The sequence below is a fragment of the Halobacterium yunchengense genome, assembly GCF_037031165.1.
Classification (GTDB): domain Archaea; phylum Halobacteriota; class Halobacteria; order Halobacteriales; family Halobacteriaceae; genus Halobacterium; species Halobacterium yunchengense.
This window is the reverse complement of the sequence record NZ_JAYEZL010000001.1, coordinates 280,899-299,330: the sequence shown is the minus strand read 5'-3', so window position 1 is coordinate 299,330 and position 18,432 is coordinate 280,899. Positions and strand designations below refer to the sequence as shown.

General features: G+C 72.6%; 21 protein-coding genes. 11 read left to right on the top strand and 10 right to left on the bottom strand.

Annotated elements, in window-relative coordinates:
- The first annotated feature begins 284 nt into the window (after nt 1–284).
- Nucleotides 285–626: a DUF7565 family protein gene (locus U5911_RS01455; RefSeq protein ID WP_336034665.1), complete on the top strand. Its 342-nt coding sequence runs from the start codon at nt 285–287 to the stop codon at nt 624–626.
- A 58-nt stretch (nt 627–684) separates the two neighbouring features.
- Nucleotides 685–1,410: a fumarylacetoacetate hydrolase family protein gene (locus U5911_RS01450; RefSeq protein WP_336034663.1), complete on the top strand. Its 726-nt coding sequence runs from the start codon at nt 685–687 to the stop codon at nt 1,408–1,410.
- A 28-nt stretch (nt 1,411–1,438) separates the two neighbouring features.
- Here the strand turns inward: U5911_RS01450 and U5911_RS01445 are convergent, their stop codons facing one another.
- The 5 genes from U5911_RS01445 to U5911_RS01425 form a co-directional block, all read right to left on the bottom strand.
- Nucleotides 1,439–1,876 carry a transcription elongation factor Spt5 gene (locus U5911_RS01445; RefSeq protein ID WP_336034661.1) on the bottom strand — a complete coding sequence of 146 codons (438 nt, stop codon included), beginning with the start codon at nt 1,874–1,876 and terminating at the stop codon, nt 1,439–1,441.
- Nucleotides 1,877–2,050, bottom strand: coding sequence for a protein translocase SEC61 complex subunit gamma (locus U5911_RS01440; protein WP_336034659.1), 174 nt, complete (start codon nt 2,048–2,050; stop codon nt 1,877–1,879). It abuts the gene before it with no gap.
- A gap of 70 nt (nt 2,051–2,120) precedes the next feature.
- Nucleotides 2,121–3,287 carry a cell division protein FtsZ gene (ftsZ, locus tag U5911_RS01435; protein ID WP_336034658.1) on the bottom strand — a complete coding sequence of 389 codons (1,167 nt, stop codon included), beginning with the start codon at nt 3,285–3,287 and terminating at the stop codon, nt 2,121–2,123.
- Nucleotides 3,288–3,314: 27 nt separating this feature from the next.
- Nucleotides 3,315–4,676, bottom strand: a complete 1,362-nt coding sequence (locus U5911_RS01430; RefSeq protein WP_336034657.1) for a D-aminoacyl-tRNA deacylase — start codon at nt 4,674–4,676, stop codon at nt 3,315–3,317.
- Between the two features lie 88 nt (nt 4,677–4,764).
- Entirely contained in the window at nt 4,765–5,718 is a 954-nt protein-coding gene (locus tag U5911_RS01425; protein ID WP_336034655.1) for a calcium/sodium antiporter, read from the bottom strand.
- Nucleotides 5,719–5,796: 78 nt separating this feature from the next.
- Between U5911_RS01425 and U5911_RS01420 the strand changes: the two genes are divergently transcribed.
- The 6 genes from U5911_RS01420 to U5911_RS01395 all read left to right on the top strand — a co-directional run bounded on the left by U5911_RS01420 (nt 5,797) and on the right by U5911_RS01395 (nt 10,947).
- Nucleotides 5,797–6,600: a shikimate dehydrogenase gene (locus U5911_RS01420; RefSeq protein ID WP_336034654.1), complete on the top strand. Its 804-nt coding sequence runs from the start codon at nt 5,797–5,799 to the stop codon at nt 6,598–6,600.
- A gap of 138 nt (nt 6,601–6,738) precedes the next feature.
- Nucleotides 6,739–7,404: a helix-hairpin-helix domain-containing protein gene (locus U5911_RS01415; protein WP_336034652.1), complete on the top strand. Its 666-nt coding sequence runs from the start codon at nt 6,739–6,741 to the stop codon at nt 7,402–7,404.
- A gap of 48 nt (nt 7,405–7,452) precedes the next feature.
- Nucleotides 7,453–8,943, top strand: a complete 1,491-nt coding sequence (gene pabB, locus U5911_RS01410) for an aminodeoxychorismate synthase, component I (RefSeq protein WP_336034650.1) — start codon at nt 7,453–7,455, stop codon at nt 8,941–8,943.
- On the top strand, nt 8,940–9,560 hold the full coding sequence (locus U5911_RS01405; RefSeq protein ID WP_336034648.1) for an anthranilate synthase component II: 621 nt from the start codon (nt 8,940–8,942) through the stop codon (nt 9,558–9,560). Before pabB ends, U5911_RS01405 begins: the two co-directional genes overlap by 4 nt.
- Nucleotides 9,545–10,399: an aminotransferase class IV gene (locus U5911_RS01400; RefSeq protein ID WP_336034646.1), complete on the top strand. Its 855-nt coding sequence runs from the start codon at nt 9,545–9,547 to the stop codon at nt 10,397–10,399. The genes U5911_RS01405 and U5911_RS01400 overlap by 16 nt, the downstream gene beginning before the upstream one ends.
- A gap of 125 nt (nt 10,400–10,524) precedes the next feature.
- Nucleotides 10,525–10,947: a Rieske (2Fe-2S) protein gene (locus U5911_RS01395; protein ID WP_336034644.1), complete on the top strand. Its 423-nt coding sequence runs from the start codon at nt 10,525–10,527 to the stop codon at nt 10,945–10,947.
- A gap of 45 nt (nt 10,948–10,992) precedes the next feature.
- On the opposite strand, the gene U5911_RS01390 is transcribed toward U5911_RS01395, so the two are convergent.
- The gene (locus U5911_RS01390; protein WP_336034642.1) at nt 10,993–11,286 is read right to left on the bottom strand and encodes a transcriptional regulator; all 294 of its coding nucleotides are present in this window, start codon (nt 11,284–11,286) and stop codon (nt 10,993–10,995) included.
- Between the two features lie 58 nt (nt 11,287–11,344).
- Here U5911_RS01390 and U5911_RS01385 point away from each other — a divergent pair, with 58 nt between their 5' ends.
- On the top strand, nt 11,345–12,313 hold the full coding sequence (locus tag U5911_RS01385; RefSeq protein ID WP_336034640.1) for an NDP-sugar synthase: 969 nt from the start codon (nt 11,345–11,347) through the stop codon (nt 12,311–12,313).
- 44 nt (nt 12,314–12,357) lie between these two features.
- Here the strand turns inward: U5911_RS01385 and U5911_RS01380 are convergent, their stop codons facing one another.
- Nucleotides 12,358–12,981 carry a rubrerythrin family protein gene (locus U5911_RS01380; RefSeq protein WP_336034638.1) on the bottom strand — a complete coding sequence of 208 codons (624 nt, stop codon included), beginning with the start codon at nt 12,979–12,981 and terminating at the stop codon, nt 12,358–12,360.
- Between the two features lie 60 nt (nt 12,982–13,041).
- On the opposite strand from U5911_RS01380, the gene U5911_RS01375 reads away from it, so the two are divergent.
- Nucleotides 13,042–14,172, top strand: a complete 1,131-nt coding sequence (locus U5911_RS01375; protein WP_336034636.1) for an MBL fold metallo-hydrolase — start codon at nt 13,042–13,044, stop codon at nt 14,170–14,172.
- Between the two features lie 64 nt (nt 14,173–14,236).
- Here the strand turns inward: U5911_RS01375 and U5911_RS01370 are convergent, their stop codons facing one another.
- Nucleotides 14,237–14,569, bottom strand: a complete 333-nt coding sequence (locus U5911_RS01370; protein ID WP_336034634.1) for a 2Fe-2S iron-sulfur cluster-binding protein — start codon at nt 14,567–14,569, stop codon at nt 14,237–14,239.
- A 160-nt stretch (nt 14,570–14,729) separates the two neighbouring features.
- Here U5911_RS01370 and U5911_RS01365 point away from each other — a divergent pair, with 160 nt between their 5' ends.
- Entirely contained in the window at nt 14,730–16,100 is a 1,371-nt protein-coding gene (locus U5911_RS01365; protein ID WP_336034632.1) for a geranylgeranyl reductase family protein, read from the top strand.
- Nucleotides 16,101–16,365: 265 nt separating this feature from the next.
- On the opposite strand, the gene U5911_RS01360 is transcribed toward U5911_RS01365, so the two are convergent.
- Nucleotides 16,366–16,935, bottom strand: coding sequence for a plastocyanin/azurin family copper-binding protein (locus U5911_RS01360; RefSeq protein ID WP_336034630.1), 570 nt, complete (start codon nt 16,933–16,935; stop codon nt 16,366–16,368).
- Nucleotides 16,936–17,135: 200 nt separating this feature from the next.
- Entirely contained in the window at nt 17,136–18,413 is a 1,278-nt protein-coding gene (locus U5911_RS01355) for an amidohydrolase (protein WP_336034628.1), read from the bottom strand.
- Between the last annotated feature and the right edge of the window lie 19 nt (nt 18,414–18,432).

Genomic DNA, 18,432 nt, shown 5'->3' with positions numbered 1-18,432 from the left:
CGAGCCAGTCGTCGGAGCTCTCCGAGTTCCGGCAGTCTGGCGAGCAGTAGCGGGTCGTTCGCCGGAACGCGCTGCGTTCGGGGACACTGAAGGGGCGTAGGTCCGGCTCCGGGCGTCGGCTGGACGCGCTCTCGGGCCAGGAATCGCGGGCGTTAACGGCGGCCTAAGTCGGTGTCAGTATCGAGAATTCGTCTGACGGGCGGCTGACATCTGGCCGACGGCGGCGGTTCAGTTCCCGGAATACCGACACAAACTTTATCTGCACGCTCGGGGTATACGCGCCCATGACCGGGTGGGAGTGTGCAATCGTCGGCTGTGGGTCCACGTTCGAGCGCGTCGAGGCGCTGCTCGCCCACCAGGTCGCCGACCACGACCCCCACGAGTGCGAGGTCTGCGGCGAGTCCGTCCCCGAGGGCTACTTCGCCATCGAGCACGGCCTCGACGAGCACACTCGCGCCGAGTACGTCCGCTTCTACGACGGCGACGCCGCCGCGATCCGCGAACGCGAGCGCGTCCTCGAGGAGGTCGGCGACGCCCTCGACCCGGACGTCCTCGCGGACCTCCTCGGCGAGGACACCCCCGACGCTGTCGACGCCAGCGACGTCGCGCCCGCCACCACCAGCTGAACCGTCTCCGCCGCGTGGAGTCCGTAATCGACTTGGCCAGCGGCCGCGACGGCCACGTATGCGACTCGCGCGACTCCGGACCGGCGACGGCGTCGTCGACGGCGAGTACCGCGACGGCGTCGTCGTCGCGGACGGCACTGAGTACGCGGTCGGCGAGGACGGCCACCTCGCGCCGCCCTGCGAGCCCTCGGCGGTGTACTGCGTCGGCCGGAACTACGCCGCGACCCTCGACCAGATGGACTACGACCGCCCCGACCAGCCCGACTTCTTCGTGAAACCACCGGTGTCGGTGGTCGGCCACGGCGCCGAGATTCCGTACCCGTCGTGGACGGACGAACTCACGTACGCGGGCGAGCTCGCCGCCGTCGTCGGCGAGCGATGCCGCGACGTCGCCGCGGCCGACGTCCCGGACGTCCTCCGGGGCTTCACCGTCCTGAACGACCTGGACGCGCTCGACCAGCCCGGCCGCACCGCGCGGAAGGCCTTCGACGCCTCCGGCCCGCTCGGCCCCTGGATCGAGACGGACGTCGACCCGACGGGCATCGACATGCACACCGACGTCGGTGGCGACCGCCGCCAGGAGGCGAACACGGCACAGATGCTGTTCGACCCCTCCGAGGTCGTCTCGTTCCTCTCCGAGCGGTTCATCCTCCGGCCGGGCGACGTCGTCGCGTTCGGCAGCCCCGCGAACCCGGGGCTCGTCGAACCCGGCGACACCGTCGAGATCACCTACGAGGGCGTCGGCACCCTCGAGAACACGATCGTGGAACCGCAGACCGAGTGAGCGACGGGAACGGGACGTCGAAAACTCCTCAGCGCTCCTCGCTGTCGAGCACGCGGATCTGGTCGCCGCGCACCGTCACGGGAATCGGGACCGTCGCCTCGTACAGCTCGACGGTGACCTGGTCTTTGCCCTCGTCGATGCGCTGCACCTGGGCTTTCTCGCCCTTGAACGGGCCGGCGATGAGCTCGACGATGTCGCCCTCCGCGATGCCCTCGACGTCCGGCTTCGGGGAGAGGAAGTGCTCGACCTCGCCGATGCCGGACTCGCCGGGCACGAGGCTGCGGGCGTGCGGAATCTCGTCCATCACGCGCTCGATGACCGCGGAGTCGTCGGCCTCCACCATCACGTAGCTGGTGAGCGCGTCCGGCGCGAGCACCGCGTGGATCTCGTCCTCCTCGCGGTTCGCGATCATGCTCGCGACGGTCTGCTCCTGGCTGGCGGTCGTCTTGACGGCGTAGATACCCATCTATATCACCGACGTGACGCCCTCCATCAGGAGGAAGATCATGAAGCCGAGCAGGCCGACCAGCAGGATGCCCGCACCGGCGATCTTCGCGATCTGGGAGAACTCCTCCCAGGACGGCGTGCTGGCGAGGCGGAGCACGCGCGTGTACGCGGAAAGCTCTAGGGGAACGTCCATGCCCGAGTAGAATCGGCGAGCGCTCTTTTATCTATTGATGCTGGACGGTCGGCGCCGGGCCGACGGCCCGCTACTCGACGTAGTCGATGTCCTCGATGTCGCTGTTGCCGCCGTCCGGCTCGGGTTCGGGCTGGGCGGCCTCGTTGCGACCGTAGATCTGGGGGGAGTCGACGCCGGTGACGACGACCATCGTGCGCATCTCGCCGTCGAGGTCCTCGTCGATGCTGGTGCCCCAGATGATGCGGGCGTCGGGGTCGATGCGGTCGTAGAGCTGTTCGACGACGCCCTCGGCCTCCTCGATGGACATGTCGGGGCCGCCGGTGACGTTCACGAGCGCGGAGTTCGCCGAGGAGATGTCGACGTCGAGCAGCGGCGAGCGCAGCGCCGACTTCACGGAGTCGGCGGCCTTCGCGTCGGAGTCCGCCTCCCCGAGGCCGATCATCGCGACGCCGCCCTTCTCCATGACGGTGCGGACGTCGGCGAAGTCGAGGTTGACGAGCCCGGGTTTCGTGATGAGCTCCGTGATGCCCTTCACCGAGCGCATCAGCACCTCGTCGGAGACCTTGAACGCCTCGCGGACGGGGAGCTTCCCGACCGAGTCCAGCAGGCGGTCGTTCGGGACGACGATGACCGTGTCGGCGACGTCGCGGAGCCGCTCGAGGCCCGCCTCGGCGTTCGTGCGCCGGACCTCGCCCTCGGCGGTGAACGGCGTGGTGACGATGGCGATGGTGAGCGCGCCGGCCTCGCGGGCGGCCTTCGCGACGACGGGCGCCGAGCCGGTGCCGGTGCCGCCGCCGAGCCCGGCGGTGACGAACACCATGTCCGAGCCGTCGATGGAGTCCCGGATCTCGTCCTGGGACTCCAGGGCGGCCTCCTCGCCGACCTGGGGGAGCGACCCCGCGCCGCGGCCCTGGGTCTTCTGCTGGCCCATGAGGATCTTCGTGTCGGCGTCGATCTCCACGAGGTGCTGGACGTCCGTGTTCGCGGCGACCAGCGACGCCCCGTGGATGCCCTCCTCGGACATGCGGTTGACGGTGTTCGAGCCGGCGCCCCCGCAGCCGACCACCGTGATGTTCGTCTGGAGCTCCTGGAGGACGTCCTCGAGTTCGTCGTCGGTCATCTCGCCCGTGGGGACGCTCGACCCCGGGGACGCCCCCGTCGACTGGACGTCACCCGAGTCCGAAGCCGAGTCCTCGCCCTCGGCTTCGTCGATGGCGTCCTGTACAATCGAGTCCATTGTTGCGTAACGGGTAGCGTGTGAGGCTTAATTACCTTTCCCCTCGGCGTCGGACGGGCGTCGCACGCGCTCACGCGCCCGCTCGCGGAGCCCCAGCGAAACCGTCACCGTCTCGGTCTTCGCGACGTCCGACGGCCGCACCTCGTGGCCGTCGACCTCGACCGACCGGCCGGACGCCAGGCGGCCGAACTTCGGGCCCTCCGGGACGCCGAGTTCCGTGGCGGCGACCGGGTCGAACGCCTCGCGTCGCGCCGTCAGTCTGCCGTCCTCGCGGGCCACGTCGTCGTAGTCCTCGCGGAGGACGTCGGCGAGCAGGTCGCAGAAGGACTCGTAGGCGGCCTCGTCCGCGAACGCCGCCGTCCCGGTGAGGCGGTTGCCGTTCTCCTCGGTGCGGTACGCCAGCGCCGTCTCGCTCGCGGCGGCGACCGCGGCGTCCGGGTCCGCCGCGTGCGCGGCGTCGAGCACCGTCCCGGGGAGGGCGACGACGACGTACTCGGCCGGGTCGGCGCCGACGGCGGCGTCACCGAACCGGAGGCCGTCGTCCACGGTAGCGACGTGGCGCTCGAGGCTGTCGACGAGGCCGAGGTCGACGCCGTCTGTCTCGCGCACCCACGTCTCGCTGACGACGCGGTAGCCGAGGTCGTCGACGACCGCCTCCACCGCGGGCCTGTCGCCGTCGACGACCGCGCGTTCGGCGCCGCTCGCGTCGAACGCCCGCTCGACGACGTCGCGGTGCTCGCGCGGGTCGCCGAGGTCCTCGAGACACCAGTCGGCGGCGACGTGGCCGACCGCCCAGTCGGTCTCCTCGACGATGCGCGTCGGCCGGGGCGCGTAGTGCCCGCCGCCGAACGCCACCAGCGACCGCTCCGTGTGGGGGTCGACGCCGCGGAGGTCGAGGACTGCCTCCGCGACCGCTCGCGCCCCCTCGGGGTCGCGCCACTGCTCCGCGGCGCTCCCGACCTCCACGAACATCGACGGCGCGCTCACCTCGGTCGGGCCGTGGTGCGTGCACTCCATGCCGACCTGGTAGCCCTCGGGCGCGTGCTCGGCGAGCGCCGCGACGACGCGCTTGTGGGCGTTCGGGCACGCCTCGGCGAGCGAGCGGTCCTCGCCGCCGTACTCGGCGTCGCCGAAGTTCCCCGTGTGGTGGGCGGTCAGCAGCGGGCCGGTGTCGCCGGCGTGCCGCGACACGACGACGACGAACCCGGGGTCGTCGAACGCCGCCGCCGGGTCCTCGATGTCGATGTGGCGCTCGCCGAACTCCCGGAGCTCGAACCCCTCGGTCCGGTAGACGCCGTCGCCCACCCGCCGGAAGTCGCCGACGTCGAGGAGGAGCTCGCCGATGTGGGCGGACGCCTCGTCGGCCTCGCTCACGACGATTCCGATCACGGCCGGGCGTAGGGAGTCGCCGGTAAAACGACTGCCGTTCCCGGCCCGGTTCGCCGGTCGGCGAGCGACGGCGCGCCGCGACGCCGGGCTACGGCAGGAGGAAGTAGAGGAAGCCGACGTAGCCCGCGAGGAGGCCGACGCCCTCGACGCGCGTGATGCGGTCGCCGAGCGCCATGATGGCGAGCGCGGCGACGGTGAACGCGAGCAGCACGGGGAACTCGTAGCTGACGGTGGACTGCTCGACGGAGATGGGGACCGCGACGGCGACGACGCCGATGACCGCGAGGACGTTGTAGATGTTCGACCCGACGACGTTCCCGACGGAGAACCCGGACTCGCCGCGGTACGCGCTCACCAGCGACGTCGCCAGCTCGGGGACGGACGTGCCGAACGCGATGATGGTGAGGCCGATGAAGAGGTCGCCGAACCCCCACGCGAGGAGGACGCCGCGCCCGCCGTCGATGAGCGCCCGCGACCCGGCGAGCAGGAGGACGATGGCCGCGGCCAGCGTGAGGTACTCGCGGGCGCCGGCGGTCATCGAGGCGTCGTCGACTTCCATCTCCTCGGGGAGCGCGGCGTCGCCCTCCCTCGCCTTGTAGTAGAGGTAGCCGGTGAACGCGGCGAGCAGCGCGAGCAGCGCGAGGCCGTCGAGGGTGCCGATGCTGCCGTCGAGGCCGAGGGCGACGAGCGCGACGGCGGCCGCGAACATGAACGGGCCGTGCTGGTACAGCGTCGCGTCGTCGACTTCCATCGGGCGGACGAGCGCTGACGCGCCGAGCACGAGCCCGATGTTCGCGATGTTCGACCCGACGATGTTCCCGAGCGCGATGCCGTCGGAGGCCGTGAGCGCCCCGATGGAGCTGACGAACAGCTCCGGCGCCGTGGTGGCGAACGCGACGACGGTGACGCCGACCGTCGCGGCGCGGACGCCGTGGGAGAGCGCGAGCGCGGAGGCGGCGGAGACGAGCAGCTCCGCGCCGACGTAGAGCAGGAGGATGCCGACGACCAGGACCGTGGCGTCGACGGCGAGTGTGCCGGCCATACCGCCGGGAAATCGCGCCCGGGCAAAAACCGTTCGGTGTCGCAATCAGTTATAAGCTCGCGGCCCCTCGGTCGGCGCGTGCAGGTATTCGGTCTCCTCGGGAACCCGGTCGAGCACTCGCTGTCGCCGCCGATGCACGAGGCGGCGTACGCGGAACTGGGCCTGGACGCGCGGTACGTGACCTTCGAGCCGTCGCCGGACGACCTCGCGGCGGCCGTCCACGGCGCGGACGCGCTCGGCGTCGCCGGCCTCAACGTCACCATCCCGTTCAAGCAGGACGTGCTGTCGCTGGTGGAGCCGGACGACCTCGCGGCGCGCGTCGGCGCCGTGAACACGGTCGACTTCGCCGGGGACGCGCCGACGGGACACAACACGGACGCGGCGGGCGTGCGACGGTCGTTCAGCCACCACGACGTCGCGCTCGCCGACCGGGACGCGGTCGTCGTGGGGGCCGGCGGCGCCGGGCGCGCGGCGGCGTTCGCGCTCGCGGACGCCGGCGCGTCGGTCAGCGTGGCGAACCGGACCGTCGAGACCGCGGCGGCGCTGGCGGCGGACGTCGGCGACGCGGCGTCCGCCCACGGCCTCGACGCGCTCCCGGACCTCGTCCCGGACGCCGACGTCCTCGTGAACGCGACCAGCGTCGGCATGGAGGCGGACGAGTCGCCCGTGCCGGCGACCGCGCTCCACGCGGACCTCGCGGTGCTGGACGCGGTGTACGCGCCCCTGGAGACGCGCCTCCTCCGGGACGCCGCCGACGCCGGCGCGACGACCATCGACGGCGCGTGGATGCTGCTGTTCCAGGGGGTCGAGGCGTTCGAGCTGTGGACGGGGCTGGACGCGCCGGTCGCCGCGATGAACGCGGCGCTGCGCGAGCGGCTGTGACTGCGGTGTTGCGCGAGCGGCTGTGACTGCGGGGCGCCACGCGGCCGAGTGACCAGGGAGCGCGAGGAGCCCGGGTGACCCGCGACGGCCGTCTCGCCGCGGGCACGTTTAAGTACGGGCGGGGGATATAGCCTGACGATGGGACTGCTCTCGAAACTCAAGTCGCTGCTCGGCGCGGACGGAGACGGCGAGTCCCGGGGCAGCGGCGTCGACGTGACGGTCGAGCGCGAACCGTCGGCCGACTCCGAGCGCGCCGTCGAGGACGCGGACACCGGCGGCGACGACGAGGCCGGAACCGAGGCGACTGACGAGGCGGACTCGGGCGCCGCGGAGGCGGACGCGGCCGCAGCGGAAGCGGACGCGCCCGCCGACGAGGACGCGGGCGAGGAGGACCCGGTCGCCGCGGAGACGGACGCGGCCGCGTCGACGGAGTCGCTCGTCGACGAGGACCACGCCGAGGACCCGACGCGCGCCGCAGAACCCGCCGAGGCAGCCGTGACCGGCGGCGAGGACGACGAGACGGCCGCGGAACCGTCCGGCGGCGAGGACGGGGAAGCCGACGCGGAGGCCGAACCGTCCGGCGGCGAGGACGACGAGGCGGACGCGGAACCCTCGGGCGGCGAGGCCGAACCGGTCAGCAGCGTGAAGGGCATCGGGCCGGCGTACGCCGAGCGCCTGGCCGACGCGGGCGTCGAGACCGTCGCCGACCTCGCGGCGGCGGACCCCGAGGAGGTCGCCGAGGCGACGGACCTGTCCGCGAAGCGCGTCGGTCGCTGGGTGGAGTCCGCCCGGGACCGGAACTGATGGCTCCACGACGTCCGGACGCGGCCGGGCGGGGCGCACCAGCGACGCATGGGTGAGCGCACGCTCCGCCTGGCGACGGACCGCGCGGACGTCCTGACAGCCGCGGGCGAGGCCGCCGACGGGGCGCGCGTCGTCGTCGAGGGCCGGCAGCCGGTCGAGGACCCGTTCGCGGCGTACCGCCGCGCTCGCGGCGACGACCCGTCGTTCTACTACGAGACGACCGGCGGGAGCGACGGCTGGGGGTACTTCGGCGTCGCGCCGACCGCCCTCCGTGCCGTCGGCCCCGAGGAGTCGGGCGCCCTCGACGTGCTCGACGACGAGACGGGCGCAGAGGTGGTCCGCGCGGGCTGCGACGTCCCCCACCCCGGCGGGCTGTTCGGCTGGCTGTCCTACGACGTCGCCCGGGAACTCGAGGCCCTGCCGAGCGACGCCGTCGACGACCGCGGCCTGCCGCGCCTCCAGCTCGGCGTCTACCCCGTGGTCGCGGCGTGGCGCGAGCCGTTCGAACCGGGCGAGGACCTCCGGGTCGTCGCGAACGTCGCCATCGCCGACCACGACAGCGCGGACGACGCGTTCGACGCCGGCGAGGCGGCCGTCCGCGGGCTCGCGGCGCGCGTCCGCGACGGCGACCCGGGCGTGGGCGCGCCGCCGACCGACGACCGCGCGCGCTTCGAGAGCGCGTGCGGTCGGTCGGCGTTCGAGGACCGCGTCCGCACCGTCAAGGAGTACGTCAGGGACGGCGACACGTTCCAGGCGAACGTCAGCCAGCGCCTCGAGGCGCCGGCGAGCGTCCACCCCGTCGACGCGTACGCGGCGCTCCGCGAGGCGAACCCGGCGCCGTACTCGGGGCTCGTGGAGTTCCCGGGCGTCGACCTCGTGTCCGCCAGCCCGGAGCTCCTCCTGGAGGTCCGCGGCCGCGACCTCCGCACGGAGCCGATCGCCGGCACGCGACCCCGCGGGGACACCGCGGCCGCCGACGACGACCTGGAGGCGGACCTGACGAGCGACGAGAAAGAGCGCGCCGAGCACGCGATGCTCGTCGACCTCGAGCGCAACGACCTCGGGAAGGTCGCGGAGTACGGCAGCGTCGAGGTCGCCGAGTACCGCCGCGTCGACCGGTACAGCGAGGTGATGCACCTCGTCAGCGACGTCACGGCGCGCCGCCGCGCGGACTGCTCGCTCGCCGACGTCGTCGGCGCCGTGTTCCCCGGTGGAACTATCACCGGTGCGCCCAAGCCACGGACGATGGAGATCATCGACGAGGTGGAGGCCACCCGGCGTGGCCCCTACACGGGGAGCATGGCGGCCGTCGGGTTCGACGGCGACGCCACGCTCAACATCGTCATCCGGACGCTCGTCCGCCACCGCGAGGAGTACCACCTGCGCGTCGGCGCCGGCGTCGTCCACGACTCCGACCCCGGTGCGGAGTACGAGGAGACCCTCGACAAGGCCCGCGCGCTCGTGAACGCCGTCGACGACGCGCTCGGCGCCGACGACGAACTCGCGGTCGGCGACGCCGCCGCGGAGGGAGACCCGTGACGGAACTGCTCGTCGTGGACAACTACGACTCGTTCGCGTACAACCTCGTGCAGTCAGTCGGCGAGCACGTCGACGTCGTCGTTCGCCGGAACGACGAGGTCGACGTCGACGGCGTCCGCGCGCTCGACCCGGACGGCGTCGTCGTCTCGCCGGGACCGGGCACGCCGGCCGACGCGGGCGTCTCCGTCCCCGTCTTCCGCGACCTCGAGTACCCGACGCTCGGCGTCTGCCTCGGCCACCAGGCGCTGTGCGCGGCGAACGGCGCCACCGTCGAGCACGCGCCGTCGGTCGTCCACGGCAAGCCCTCGGTGGTCCGCCACGACGGCGAGGGCGTCTTCGCCGGGCTCCCCGAGCGCATCCGCGCCGGCCGCTACCATTCGCTTGCGGTCCCGGAGCGCGAGCTGCCGGACTCGCTGGTGCCGACCGCCTGGACCGTCGAGGACCGCGGCGGCGCGGGCGACAGCGGCGCCGGCGACGACCCCGGCGAGTCAGTGGTGATGGCGGTCCGGCACCGCAGCCGACCGCACGCGGGCGTCCAGTTCCACCCGGAGAGCATCCTCACGCCGACCGGCGACCGACTCCTGCGAGGGTTCATCGACACATGCTGTACAACGTAGACGGCGACCTGGTGGCAGCGGAGGACGCGTCGGTGAGCGTCCGCGACCGCGGCTTCCAGTACGGGGACGCCGCCTTCGAGACGCTGCGCGCGTACGGCGGCCAGGTGTTCGCGTGGGCGGCCCACTACAAGCGGCTGCGCGCCACCTGCGAGGCCCTCTCCCTCGACCACGGGCTCACGGAGAGCAAGCTCCGGGGGCGCGTCCACGGCACGCTCGCCGCGAACGACCTCGCGGACGCCTACATCCGTCTCGCGGTCACGCGCGGCGTCCAGCCCGGCAAACTCGCGCCGAGCGACGACGTCGACCCGACGGTCGTCGTCGTCACCGAACCGCTCCCCCGGGGCGGCGTGGACGGCGAGCGCGTCTGGGACGAGCCCGCGACCGCGGCGACCGTCGACGTCGAGCGCGTGCGCCACGAGGCCGTCCCCGCCACGGCGAAGACCCACAACTACCTCAACGGCGTGCTCGCGCGCATCGACGCCGGCGACGCCGACGAGGCGGTCCTGCTCGACAGCCGCGGCCGCGTCACCGAGGGCGCCACGAGCAACGTCTTCTTCGTCGACGACGGCGTCGTGCACACGCCGAGTCTCGACCTCGACGTCCTCCCCGGGGTCACGCGCTGGGCGGTCCTCGAACTCGCCGACGACCTCGGCGTCCCCGTCGAGGAGGGCCACTACGCGCCCGCCGACCTCCGGAGCGCCGACGAGGTCTTCCTCACGAACACCACGTGGGAGGTCCGTCCGGTCGCCGCCTACGACGACACCACGTACTCGACGTGCAAGGTCGGCGCGCGACTCGCGCGCGCGTTCGCGGAGGAAGTCGAGGGGCGTCACTACTGACCGTCTCGAGCGACCTCGAGGCGACCGTCGAGCGGGACACTCCCACCGTCGTCTCGCCGTCGCCGACTCGCGGCCGCCGCCCGGTTCCGATACGCTGAAAGCCGCGGACCGGATACTCGGCGGCGATGGGAGCCGAGCGCATCGCCGCCGTCGACGAGGTGCCGGCCGACGACACGTTCCTGTACACGGTCGCCGACGACGCGGGCGAGCACCGGGAGGCGATTCTCCTGTCGCTCTCGGACGGGACGGTGTCGTCGTTCCTGAACTACTGCATGCACTGGACGGACGTGAAACTCGACACCGGCGACGGCGCGCCGCTGCGGAACGGCGACGTCGTCTGCCGGAAGCACGCCGCGACGTTCGAGGCGGACACGGGCGTCTGCACGCACGGCCCCTGCGAGGGCGCGGAACTCGACCCCGTCGCCGTCGACGTCAGGGACGGCGACGTCTACCTCGTCGACGACGACTACGAGTTCGTGCGGACGGGCGCCGACGCCGGCGACCCCGCCGACCTCTCGACGGACCCGGGCGCTCGCCTCGGCTTCTGACGGCGGGACGGCGACGTCGCTGTCTCCGGTCGGACGACGCCGCTGCTACTCGACGGGTTCGACGGTGAACGCTGGCTCCTCGACGCTCTCGCTTTTGCACTCGGGGCACCGCGACGGCACGTTCACGGGGTCGTCGAAGTCGCTGAAACCGCACTCGCGGCACTCCGGGGGCTTCACGAGCAGTTGCTCGTCGGTGCCGTCGAGGGTCTCCGAGAGGTGGCGGACGTGGGTCAGGGCGGTGCCGCGGGACACGCCGAACGCCTCCGCGAGGCCGCTGGGCGTGTCCGGGCGGTCGCGGAGCGCGTCCAGCATCCGTCGGCGCGTCGTCTGGTCGTCCATACTCGAAGCCTCAGGCTGGATGAAAAAGGACTTATCGGACGCGAAGAACCGTCCGTGCATGAAAGCCGTCGTCCTCGCCGGCGGGTACGCGACGCGCCTCTGGCCGATCACGAAACACCGGCCGAAGATGTTCCTCCCGGTCGGGGAGTCGACCGTCGTCGACGAGATCTTCGCGGACCTCGAGGCGGACGACCGCATCGACGAGGTGTACGTCTCCACGAACGAGCGGTTCGCCGACGACTTCGAGGCGTACCTCGCGGACAGCGAGTTCGAGAAGCCCACGCTCACGGTGGAGGACACCACCGCGGAGAACGAGAAGTTCGGCGTGATGGGCGCGCTCGCCCAGCTCGTCGACCGCGAGGACGTCGACGACGACCTGGTCGTGGTCGCCGGCGACAACCTCATCTCCTTCGACATCGCGGAGTTCGTGGACTTCTTCGCCGAGCGGGACGCGCCGACCATCGCCGCCTACGACGTCGGCAGCCTCGAGCGCGCGAAGTCCTACGGCCTCGTCGAGCTCGAGGGCGACGAGGTCGTCGACTTCCAGGAGAAACCCGACGACCCGCGGAGCACGCTCGTCTCCATCGCGTGCTACGCGTACCCCCGTGAGGTCGTCGACGACATCGAGACCTACCTCGCCGAGGACGGCAACCCCGACGAGCCGGGCTGGTTCGTGCAGTGGCTCCAGGCCCGCCAGTCGGTGTACGCGTTCACGTTCGAGGGCGCGTGGTTCGACATCGGCACGCCGGAGTCGTACCTCGAGGCGGTGCGCTGGAAGCTCGGCGGCGAGAACCTCGTCAGCGACGACGCCACCGTCGAGAACACCACCATCGGCGAGAACGTCCACGTCATGGGGAACGCGGAGCTCGTGAACTCCAGCGTCGACAACACCGTCGTCTTCCCGGACGCGACGCTGCGGGACTGCGACGTCCGGGACTCCATCATCGACGAGCAGACCCGCCTGGAGAACATCGACTTCTCGGGCGCGCTCATCGGCGCGCACACGACCATCTCGAACGGCAAGTAGCGGCCGCGTCCAGGGGCAGGTAGCAGCCGCCAGCGAGGCCGCCCTCAGCAGACGGACTTCGCGTCGACGCCGACGGCCTCGAGGGCGTCGACGTACTCCTCGTAGGCGGCGTCGACGGCGCCGACCGCGGCCTCGAGCGCGCGCTCCCAGTCCTCGTCGCTGTCCGCCGCCGCGGCGAGCAGGTCGACGGCGCGCTCGGTGTCGGCGGCCGTCTCGGCGGTCAGGTCGCGGAAGAGGTCGGCCCGGGCCTCGTCGGCCTGGTTCACGAAGTAGCTCACGAACTGCGTGAGCGTGCGGTCCGCGACGAGGCCGCGCCCGACGACGCCGCCCGCGCGCTCGACGGTCGCGTCGAGGTCGCGGAGGAACTCGTGGACGGCGCCCTCCTCGGCGTCGACGTCCGCGCCGAGTTCGCCCGCGACGCGCCCGTAGTGGTCGCGTTCGGTGTCGGCCATCGCCGCGAACGCGTCGGCGGCGTCGCCGTCGGCGTCGGCCGCCCAGTCCGCGAAGACGCTCGCCGCGGCGGCCTCGCTGGCGGCCGCGGTGCACAGCACCGTCTCGTCGTCGAGGGTCGCGGCGGTGAGCGCGACGAGGCGCTTCGAGGAGCCGAGCCGGTCCAGTTCCGTCTGTCGCTCGGTCTCGACGCGCGCCGGGAAGTCGTCGGCGTCCATGCGACCGGCTTGGCGCGCGGTGGACGTGAGTTTTTGCCCGCGGCCCGCGTAGTCGGCGGCATGTCGGCGCCATCCGTCGCTCCGCGAGAGCTGTACGACCGCGTCCGCGAGGGCCGCGTCTCCGTGCTGGACGTCCGCGACCGCGACGAGTTCGAGGCGTGGCACGTCGACGGCCCGGGCGTGACCGCGCGCCAGGTCCCCTACGCCGAGTTCGTGGCGGCGGGCGTCGGCGGCGACCCCGCCGACCTCGTGCCCGAGGACCTCGAGGAACCGGTCGTCGCCGTGTGCGCGGTCGGCGAGGCGAGCGACGAGGTCGCCGCGGCGCTCCGCGAGGCGGGCGTGGACGCCGTCAACCTCGAGGGCGGCATGGACGCGTGGGCGGACCTCGTTGTCGTCCACGACCTCGGCGACGGCGTCCTGCAGTTCGAACGCCCGTCGTCGGGGTGTCTCTCGTACCTCCTCCACGACGGCGGCGACGCCGCGGTCGTCGACCCGCTCGCGGCGGCGACCGGCGCGTACGCCGCCGCGGCCGAGGAGCGCGGTCTCGCCGTCGCGGCCGCCGTCGACACGCACGTCCACGCCGACCACGTCTCGGGCGTCCGGGCGCTCGCCGACGAGACCGGTGCGGAGCGCGTGCTCCCCGAGGGCGCCGCCGACCGCGGCCTCGGCTACGACGCGACCCTGGTCGCGGACGGCGACGCCCTCGCGGTCGGCGACCGCGACGTCCGCGTCCACCGCGCGCCCGGCCACACCACGGAGCTCGTCGTCCTCGAGTGGGGTGGGGACCTCCTCACGGCGGACTGCCTGTTCCTGGACGGCGTCGGCCGCCCCGACCTGGAGGACGCGGACCGCGCCCGCGACCTCGCCGCCCGCCAGTACGACTCGCTGCACGACGTCGTGTTCGCGTTCCCCGAAGGGACGCGCGTGCTCCCCGGGCACGTCGAGGCCGACACCGACCGCGGCGGACCGGACGGCGGGTTCGCGCGGTCGCTCGGCGACGTCCGCGAGCGACTCGACCTCGCGGCCCTCGACCGGGACGCGTTCGTCGACCGGCTCACCACGGACCTGCCGCCGCGGCCCGCGAACTTCGAGGCGGTCGTCGCGGTCAACCTCGGCGAGCGCGCCGTCGACGAGGACACGCTGGAACTGGAGCGCGGTCCGAACAACTGCGCGGTGTCGTCGGCGGAGTAGAGCGACGCACGGCGACCGCCAGTGGTCGGCGGCGGAGTAGAGCGACGGGGCGCGTTCGCGGCCGTCAGTCGTCGTCGGCCGCCGCCTGCTCGGCGGTGGCGTCGACGTCGGCCTCGATGCTCGGCGGGTACTTCCCGCGGTCGAGTTTCAGGTCCGACTGGGGGCGGGCCATGCACGTGAGCGCGTACTCCTCGGCCTCCTCGTCGGTGAGGCCGCGGGCCGCCGGCTGGGTGACCTCGCCCTCGACGATCTCCGCGGAGCACGCCAGGCACATGCCGACGCGGCAGGAGTACTCCTGGGCGATGCCCGCCTCCAGGCACGCCTTCAGGATCGTCTGCGTGTCGGCCACCTCGATCTCGTCGCCGGTGCCGACGAACTCGACGGTGTAGTCGGTCATGGCTCGGGGTTGTTCGGGCGCCGGGAAAACTCTTTACTCCGCGCTGTCCCCGGCGAGCCGACAGATAGCGGCGGAGCGGGCCCCGGGCGCGGGACCTGTCGCCGAGCGGGCGACGGAACGGTGCATAAAGAGTTTTCCTCGCGGGTGCGAACCCGGGTGTATGACCACCCACGAGTACGACGTCGCCGTCGTCGGGGCCGGCACGGCGGGCTGTTACACCGCCGCGACGGTGGCGGACGCCGGCTACGACGTCGCCGTCGTCGACCGGAAGTCCGAGGCGGAGGCGGGCCACATCGCCTGCGGGGACGCGCTGAAGGGCGCGGACGCGTTCCCGGAGGCCATCCCGAAGTCCCGGCTGGAGCCGGCGTTCACGAACACGGGCGTCGACCACGGTCGCTTCGAGATTCCCCAGGAGGACACCGTCCTCGAGATCCCGGTGCCCGGCGAGCTGGCGGTCATCGACCGCTGGGAGTACGGCCGCTGCATCATCGACGGCGCCGGCGACGCGGGCGCGGACTTCCACTACGGCGTCGTCGTCCAGGACGTCCTGCAGGCCGACGACGGCACGGTCACCGGCATCACGGGGAAGCGCAACGGCGACGTCCACGAGTTCCAGGCGGACGTCGTCGTGGACGCGGCGGGCGCGCTCTCCATCCTCCAGGACAAGGCCGACCTCTCGGGCGCCACGTTCGACACCAACGTCTCGTACTCGCAGTTCTGCTCGGCGTACCGCGAGATCGTGGAGGTCCCGGAGCCGGTCGAGTGGGACGACGCGCTCGTGTTCAAGCCGACCGAGCGCGCGGCCGGCTACCTCTGGTACTTCCCGCGGACGAGCACGGAGATCAACGCGGGCCTGGGCTTCCAGATGAACGAGGAGCCGATGCAGCTCGTCGACGACCTGAAGCGGGACCTCCGGCACCGGCCGGAGTTCGAGGGCGCCGAGGTGCGGGACAAGCTCGGCGCGGCGCTGCCGACGCGCAGGCCGTACGACTCCGCGACCGCGCCCGGGTTCGTCGCGGTCGGCGACGCCGCCGGCCACGTCAACCCCACCACGGGCGGCGGCATCGCGGGCGCGGCGTACGCGGGGAAGTACGCCGGCGAGCAGGCCATCGAGGCCATCGAGGCCGGCGACGTCTCCGAGGACGCGCTCTGGGCGTACAACGAGCGCGTGATGGACCACTACGGCGCGCGGTACGCCGCCCTCGACGTCTACAACGTCCTCTCGACCGCGGTGGACGTCGACGACCTGATGGGGCTGCTCGCGGCGCTCCCCGGGGAGAAGCTCGCCGAGGCCCTCTACGGCGGCAGCGCGCAGTTCGGCCTCCGGCTGAAGCTCGTCACGGCGCTGAAGTCGTTCGGCTACTGGTCGAACATCTGGAACTTCTACAAGACCAAACAGCAGGCCGACCGACTCCTCGACCACTACGAGGACTACCCCTCGAGCCCGGACGCCCTCGCCGACTGGCAGGCCCGCCGCGACGACATCATGGAGGACGTCTACGCCGTCACCGGCGCGGACCCGAAGTACTGACTCCGTCGACGCGGGCCGCGGCCGGCGCGGACCGCAAGTACTGGCAGCTCGACGCGCGTCGCCGCCGTGTGCTGTCGCCGTGTGCTGTCGCCGCGTGCTGTCGCCGCGTGCCGCGATTCTCGGTGCTGATACTCGCCCGGAAACGTTTTTGTGGGCGTTCCCGCTGCAGTCGCGTGGGCGGCAGCGACGGGGCGGTCGCTGCGCCCACCCCCCTCCGACTTTCCCGTTCCGGTGGCCCCGTTCCGACGGGCCCCGGGTTCTCTGCTCACTCGTTGCCCGACTCGCCGTACTCGCCGCCGTACTTCAGGAGCGCCCACGCCAGCGCGAGGACGCCGACGAGCGCCGCCACCGCCCAGACCGCCAGCCGCTGTGCCTGCGCGGGCACGATGGACACGAACCCGCCGTCCTCGCCGGGGTCGGTCGTGACCTCGAGGGTCGCGACCATCCCGACGGACTCGTGGGGGATGCAGAAGTACTCGTACGTGCCCTCGACGTCGAAGGTGTGCTCGTAGGAATCGCCGCCGACGACGTCGCCCTGTTCGGGGTAGGCGTTCCGCGCGGCCGACTCCGACTCCAGGCCGCCGCTCGCGAAGAACTCCGCGTCCTCGGGGATGTCGTCCTCGTAGGCGGTGACCGAGTGACCGACGTTGCCGACGTTCTCCCAGACGACCGTCGTGCCGGGTGCGACGGCCTCCTCGTCCGGGTCGAACACGAGGTCGTCGGTCATGTCGATGGTGACCGTGTCCGCCTGGGCGGCCGCGTCGTCCGCCGCCGCCAGGCCGCCGGCCGTGGCCGCCGCTGCGAGGAATCCGCGACGAGTCAGCGTGTCGTCCATGTAACATCTGTTCGCCAACTATCTACAAGGGGATTGTGGTGGTTCCGGCGTCGCCGGAACCGGACGGGAGCGTCCACGCGACGGCCGGGCGTCCAGGGGACTGCTGGGCGTCCAAGCGACTGTTGGGCGTCCACGCGACGGCTGGGCGGCCGCGTCCCGGTGAGGCGCGACGGCCGTTCGGCGCGCTTGTGTTGGTGACGCTACGGCCGTTCGGCCGCGACCGACAGCACAGACCGCGAGAGCCCGTCGATGCCGACCCACAGGGAGTCCTCGTCGACGTCGAACGTCGGCGTGTGGTGGCCGCCGGGGTGGTCGGTGCCGACGCAGACGTAACAGGCCTCCCCGCCGCTCTCCTGGACGCGACGCATCAGGTACGTGGCGTCCTCGCTGCCGCCGAGGGCGTCCCGTTCGACCACGCGGTCGACGCCGTCGACGCCCCCCGCCTCGCGCGCGAACACGTCCACGAGCGCCTGGTCGCTGGTCGCGCTCGGCGCCTCGCCCTCCGTGGAGACGGCGACCTCGCAGTCGTGCATCTCGGCCGCGGACCGCAGCACGCGGTGGGCCTTCTCCTTCATGTACTCCATGAGCTCGGTGGTCTCGCCGCGCACCTCGCCCTCGACGAACGCGTCCTCGGGGACGACGTTCGTCGCGGTGCCGCCGCCCGCGCGCCCCGCGTTCACGCGCGTCGCGCCGCCGTCGTGGCGGGGGATCGCGTAGAGGTTCTGGATCGCCGTCGCCATCGCCTGCACGGCGTTGCGGCCCTGCTCGGGGTGGGCGCCGGCGTGCGCGGACTCGCCCGCGAACTCCGCGAGCACGTGGCTCACCGCGAGGAAGACGTCGACGCCCGCCACCACCTCCCCCGATGGGTGGTCGAGGCCGAGGTGGACGGCGTACAGGTAGTCGACGTCGTCGAGGTGACCGCTCTCCGCGACCGCCTTCCCGCCGCCGACGCGCTCCTCGGCCGGCTGGAAGACGACCTTCAGCGTCCCGGAGAAGTCGCTGTCGGCGACCGCTTCCAGGACGCCGACGCCGATGGTGGCGTGGCCGTCGTGGCCGCAGGCGTGCATGAACCCCTCGTGCTCGGAGCGGAACCCCTCGCGAGCGGGGTGGTGGTCGTCGCCGTCTGCCTCCGTGATCTGGAGCGCGTCGACGTCCACGCGCAGGGCGACCGTCGGCCCGTCGCCGCGCTCGAGGACGGCGACGGCGCCCGTACAGCCGCCTTCCGTGCGCGCCAGGACGTCCTCGTCGGCGCCCGCCTCGCGCGCCCGCTGGCGCCACTCCTCGAGGGTCTCGTCGTCCGGCACCGCCATCCGCGCGTCCGGGTCGACGGCGTCCCGGCCGACGGACAGGTCGTCGACGCCGATCCGCTCGCACTCCTCGACGACGCGCGCCGTCGTGTAGAACTCACACCACGCCGGCTCCGGGTGGCGGTGGAGGTCGCGCCGCAGGTCGACGAGGTGGTCGGTCCGCGTGTCCATACGCGGACTCGGGCCGCCA

Bases quoted from the DNA above. Each gene is read 5' to 3' on its own strand.
- U5911_RS01370 (WP_336034634.1), bottom strand. From the start codon at position 14,569: ATGACCGACTACACCGTCGAGTTCGTCGGCACCGGCGACGAGATCGAG.
- U5911_RS01425 (WP_336034655.1), bottom strand. From the start codon at position 5,718: ATGGCCGGCACACTCGCCGTCGACGCCACGGTCCTGGTCGTCGGCATC.
- U5911_RS01385 (WP_336034640.1), top strand. From the start codon at position 11,345: ATGAAAGCCGTCGTCCTCGCCGGCGGGTACGCGACGCGCCTCTGGCCG.
- U5911_RS01395 (WP_336034644.1), top strand. From the start codon at position 10,525: ATGGGAGCCGAGCGCATCGCCGCCGTCGACGAGGTGCCGGCCGACGAC.
- U5911_RS01390 (WP_336034642.1), bottom strand. From the start codon at position 11,286: ATGGACGACCAGACGACGCGCCGACGGATGCTGGACGCGCTCCGCGAC.
- pabB (WP_336034650.1), top strand. From the start codon at position 7,453: ATGGGTGAGCGCACGCTCCGCCTGGCGACGGACCGCGCGGACGTCCTG.
- U5911_RS01445 (WP_336034661.1), bottom strand. From the start codon at position 1,876: ATGGGTATCTACGCCGTCAAGACGACCGCCAGCCAGGAGCAGACCGTC.
- U5911_RS01440 (WP_336034659.1), bottom strand. From the start codon at position 2,050: ATGGACGTTCCCCTAGAGCTTTCCGCGTACACGCGCGTGCTCCGCCTC.
- U5911_RS01355 (WP_336034628.1), bottom strand. From the start codon at position 18,413: ATGGACACGCGGACCGACCACCTCGTCGACCTGCGGCGCGACCTCCAC.
- U5911_RS01380 (WP_336034638.1), bottom strand. From the start codon at position 12,981: ATGGACGCCGACGACTTCCCGGCGCGCGTCGAGACCGAGCGACAGACG.
- U5911_RS01375 (WP_336034636.1), top strand. From the start codon at position 13,042: ATGTCGGCGCCATCCGTCGCTCCGCGAGAGCTGTACGACCGCGTCCGC.
- U5911_RS01365 (WP_336034632.1), top strand. From the start codon at position 14,730: ATGACCACCCACGAGTACGACGTCGCCGTCGTCGGGGCCGGCACGGCG.
- U5911_RS01400 (WP_336034646.1), top strand. From the start codon at position 9,545: ATGCTGTACAACGTAGACGGCGACCTGGTGGCAGCGGAGGACGCGTCG.
- U5911_RS01360 (WP_336034630.1), bottom strand. From the start codon at position 16,935: ATGGACGACACGCTGACTCGTCGCGGATTCCTCGCAGCGGCGGCCACG.
- ftsZ (WP_336034658.1), bottom strand. From the start codon at position 3,287: ATGGACTCGATTGTACAGGACGCCATCGACGAAGCCGAGGGCGAGGAC.
- U5911_RS01415 (WP_336034652.1), top strand. From the start codon at position 6,739: ATGGGACTGCTCTCGAAACTCAAGTCGCTGCTCGGCGCGGACGGAGAC.
- U5911_RS01450 (WP_336034663.1), top strand. From the start codon at position 685: ATGCGACTCGCGCGACTCCGGACCGGCGACGGCGTCGTCGACGGCGAG.
- U5911_RS01455 (WP_336034665.1), top strand. From the start codon at position 285: ATGACCGGGTGGGAGTGTGCAATCGTCGGCTGTGGGTCCACGTTCGAG.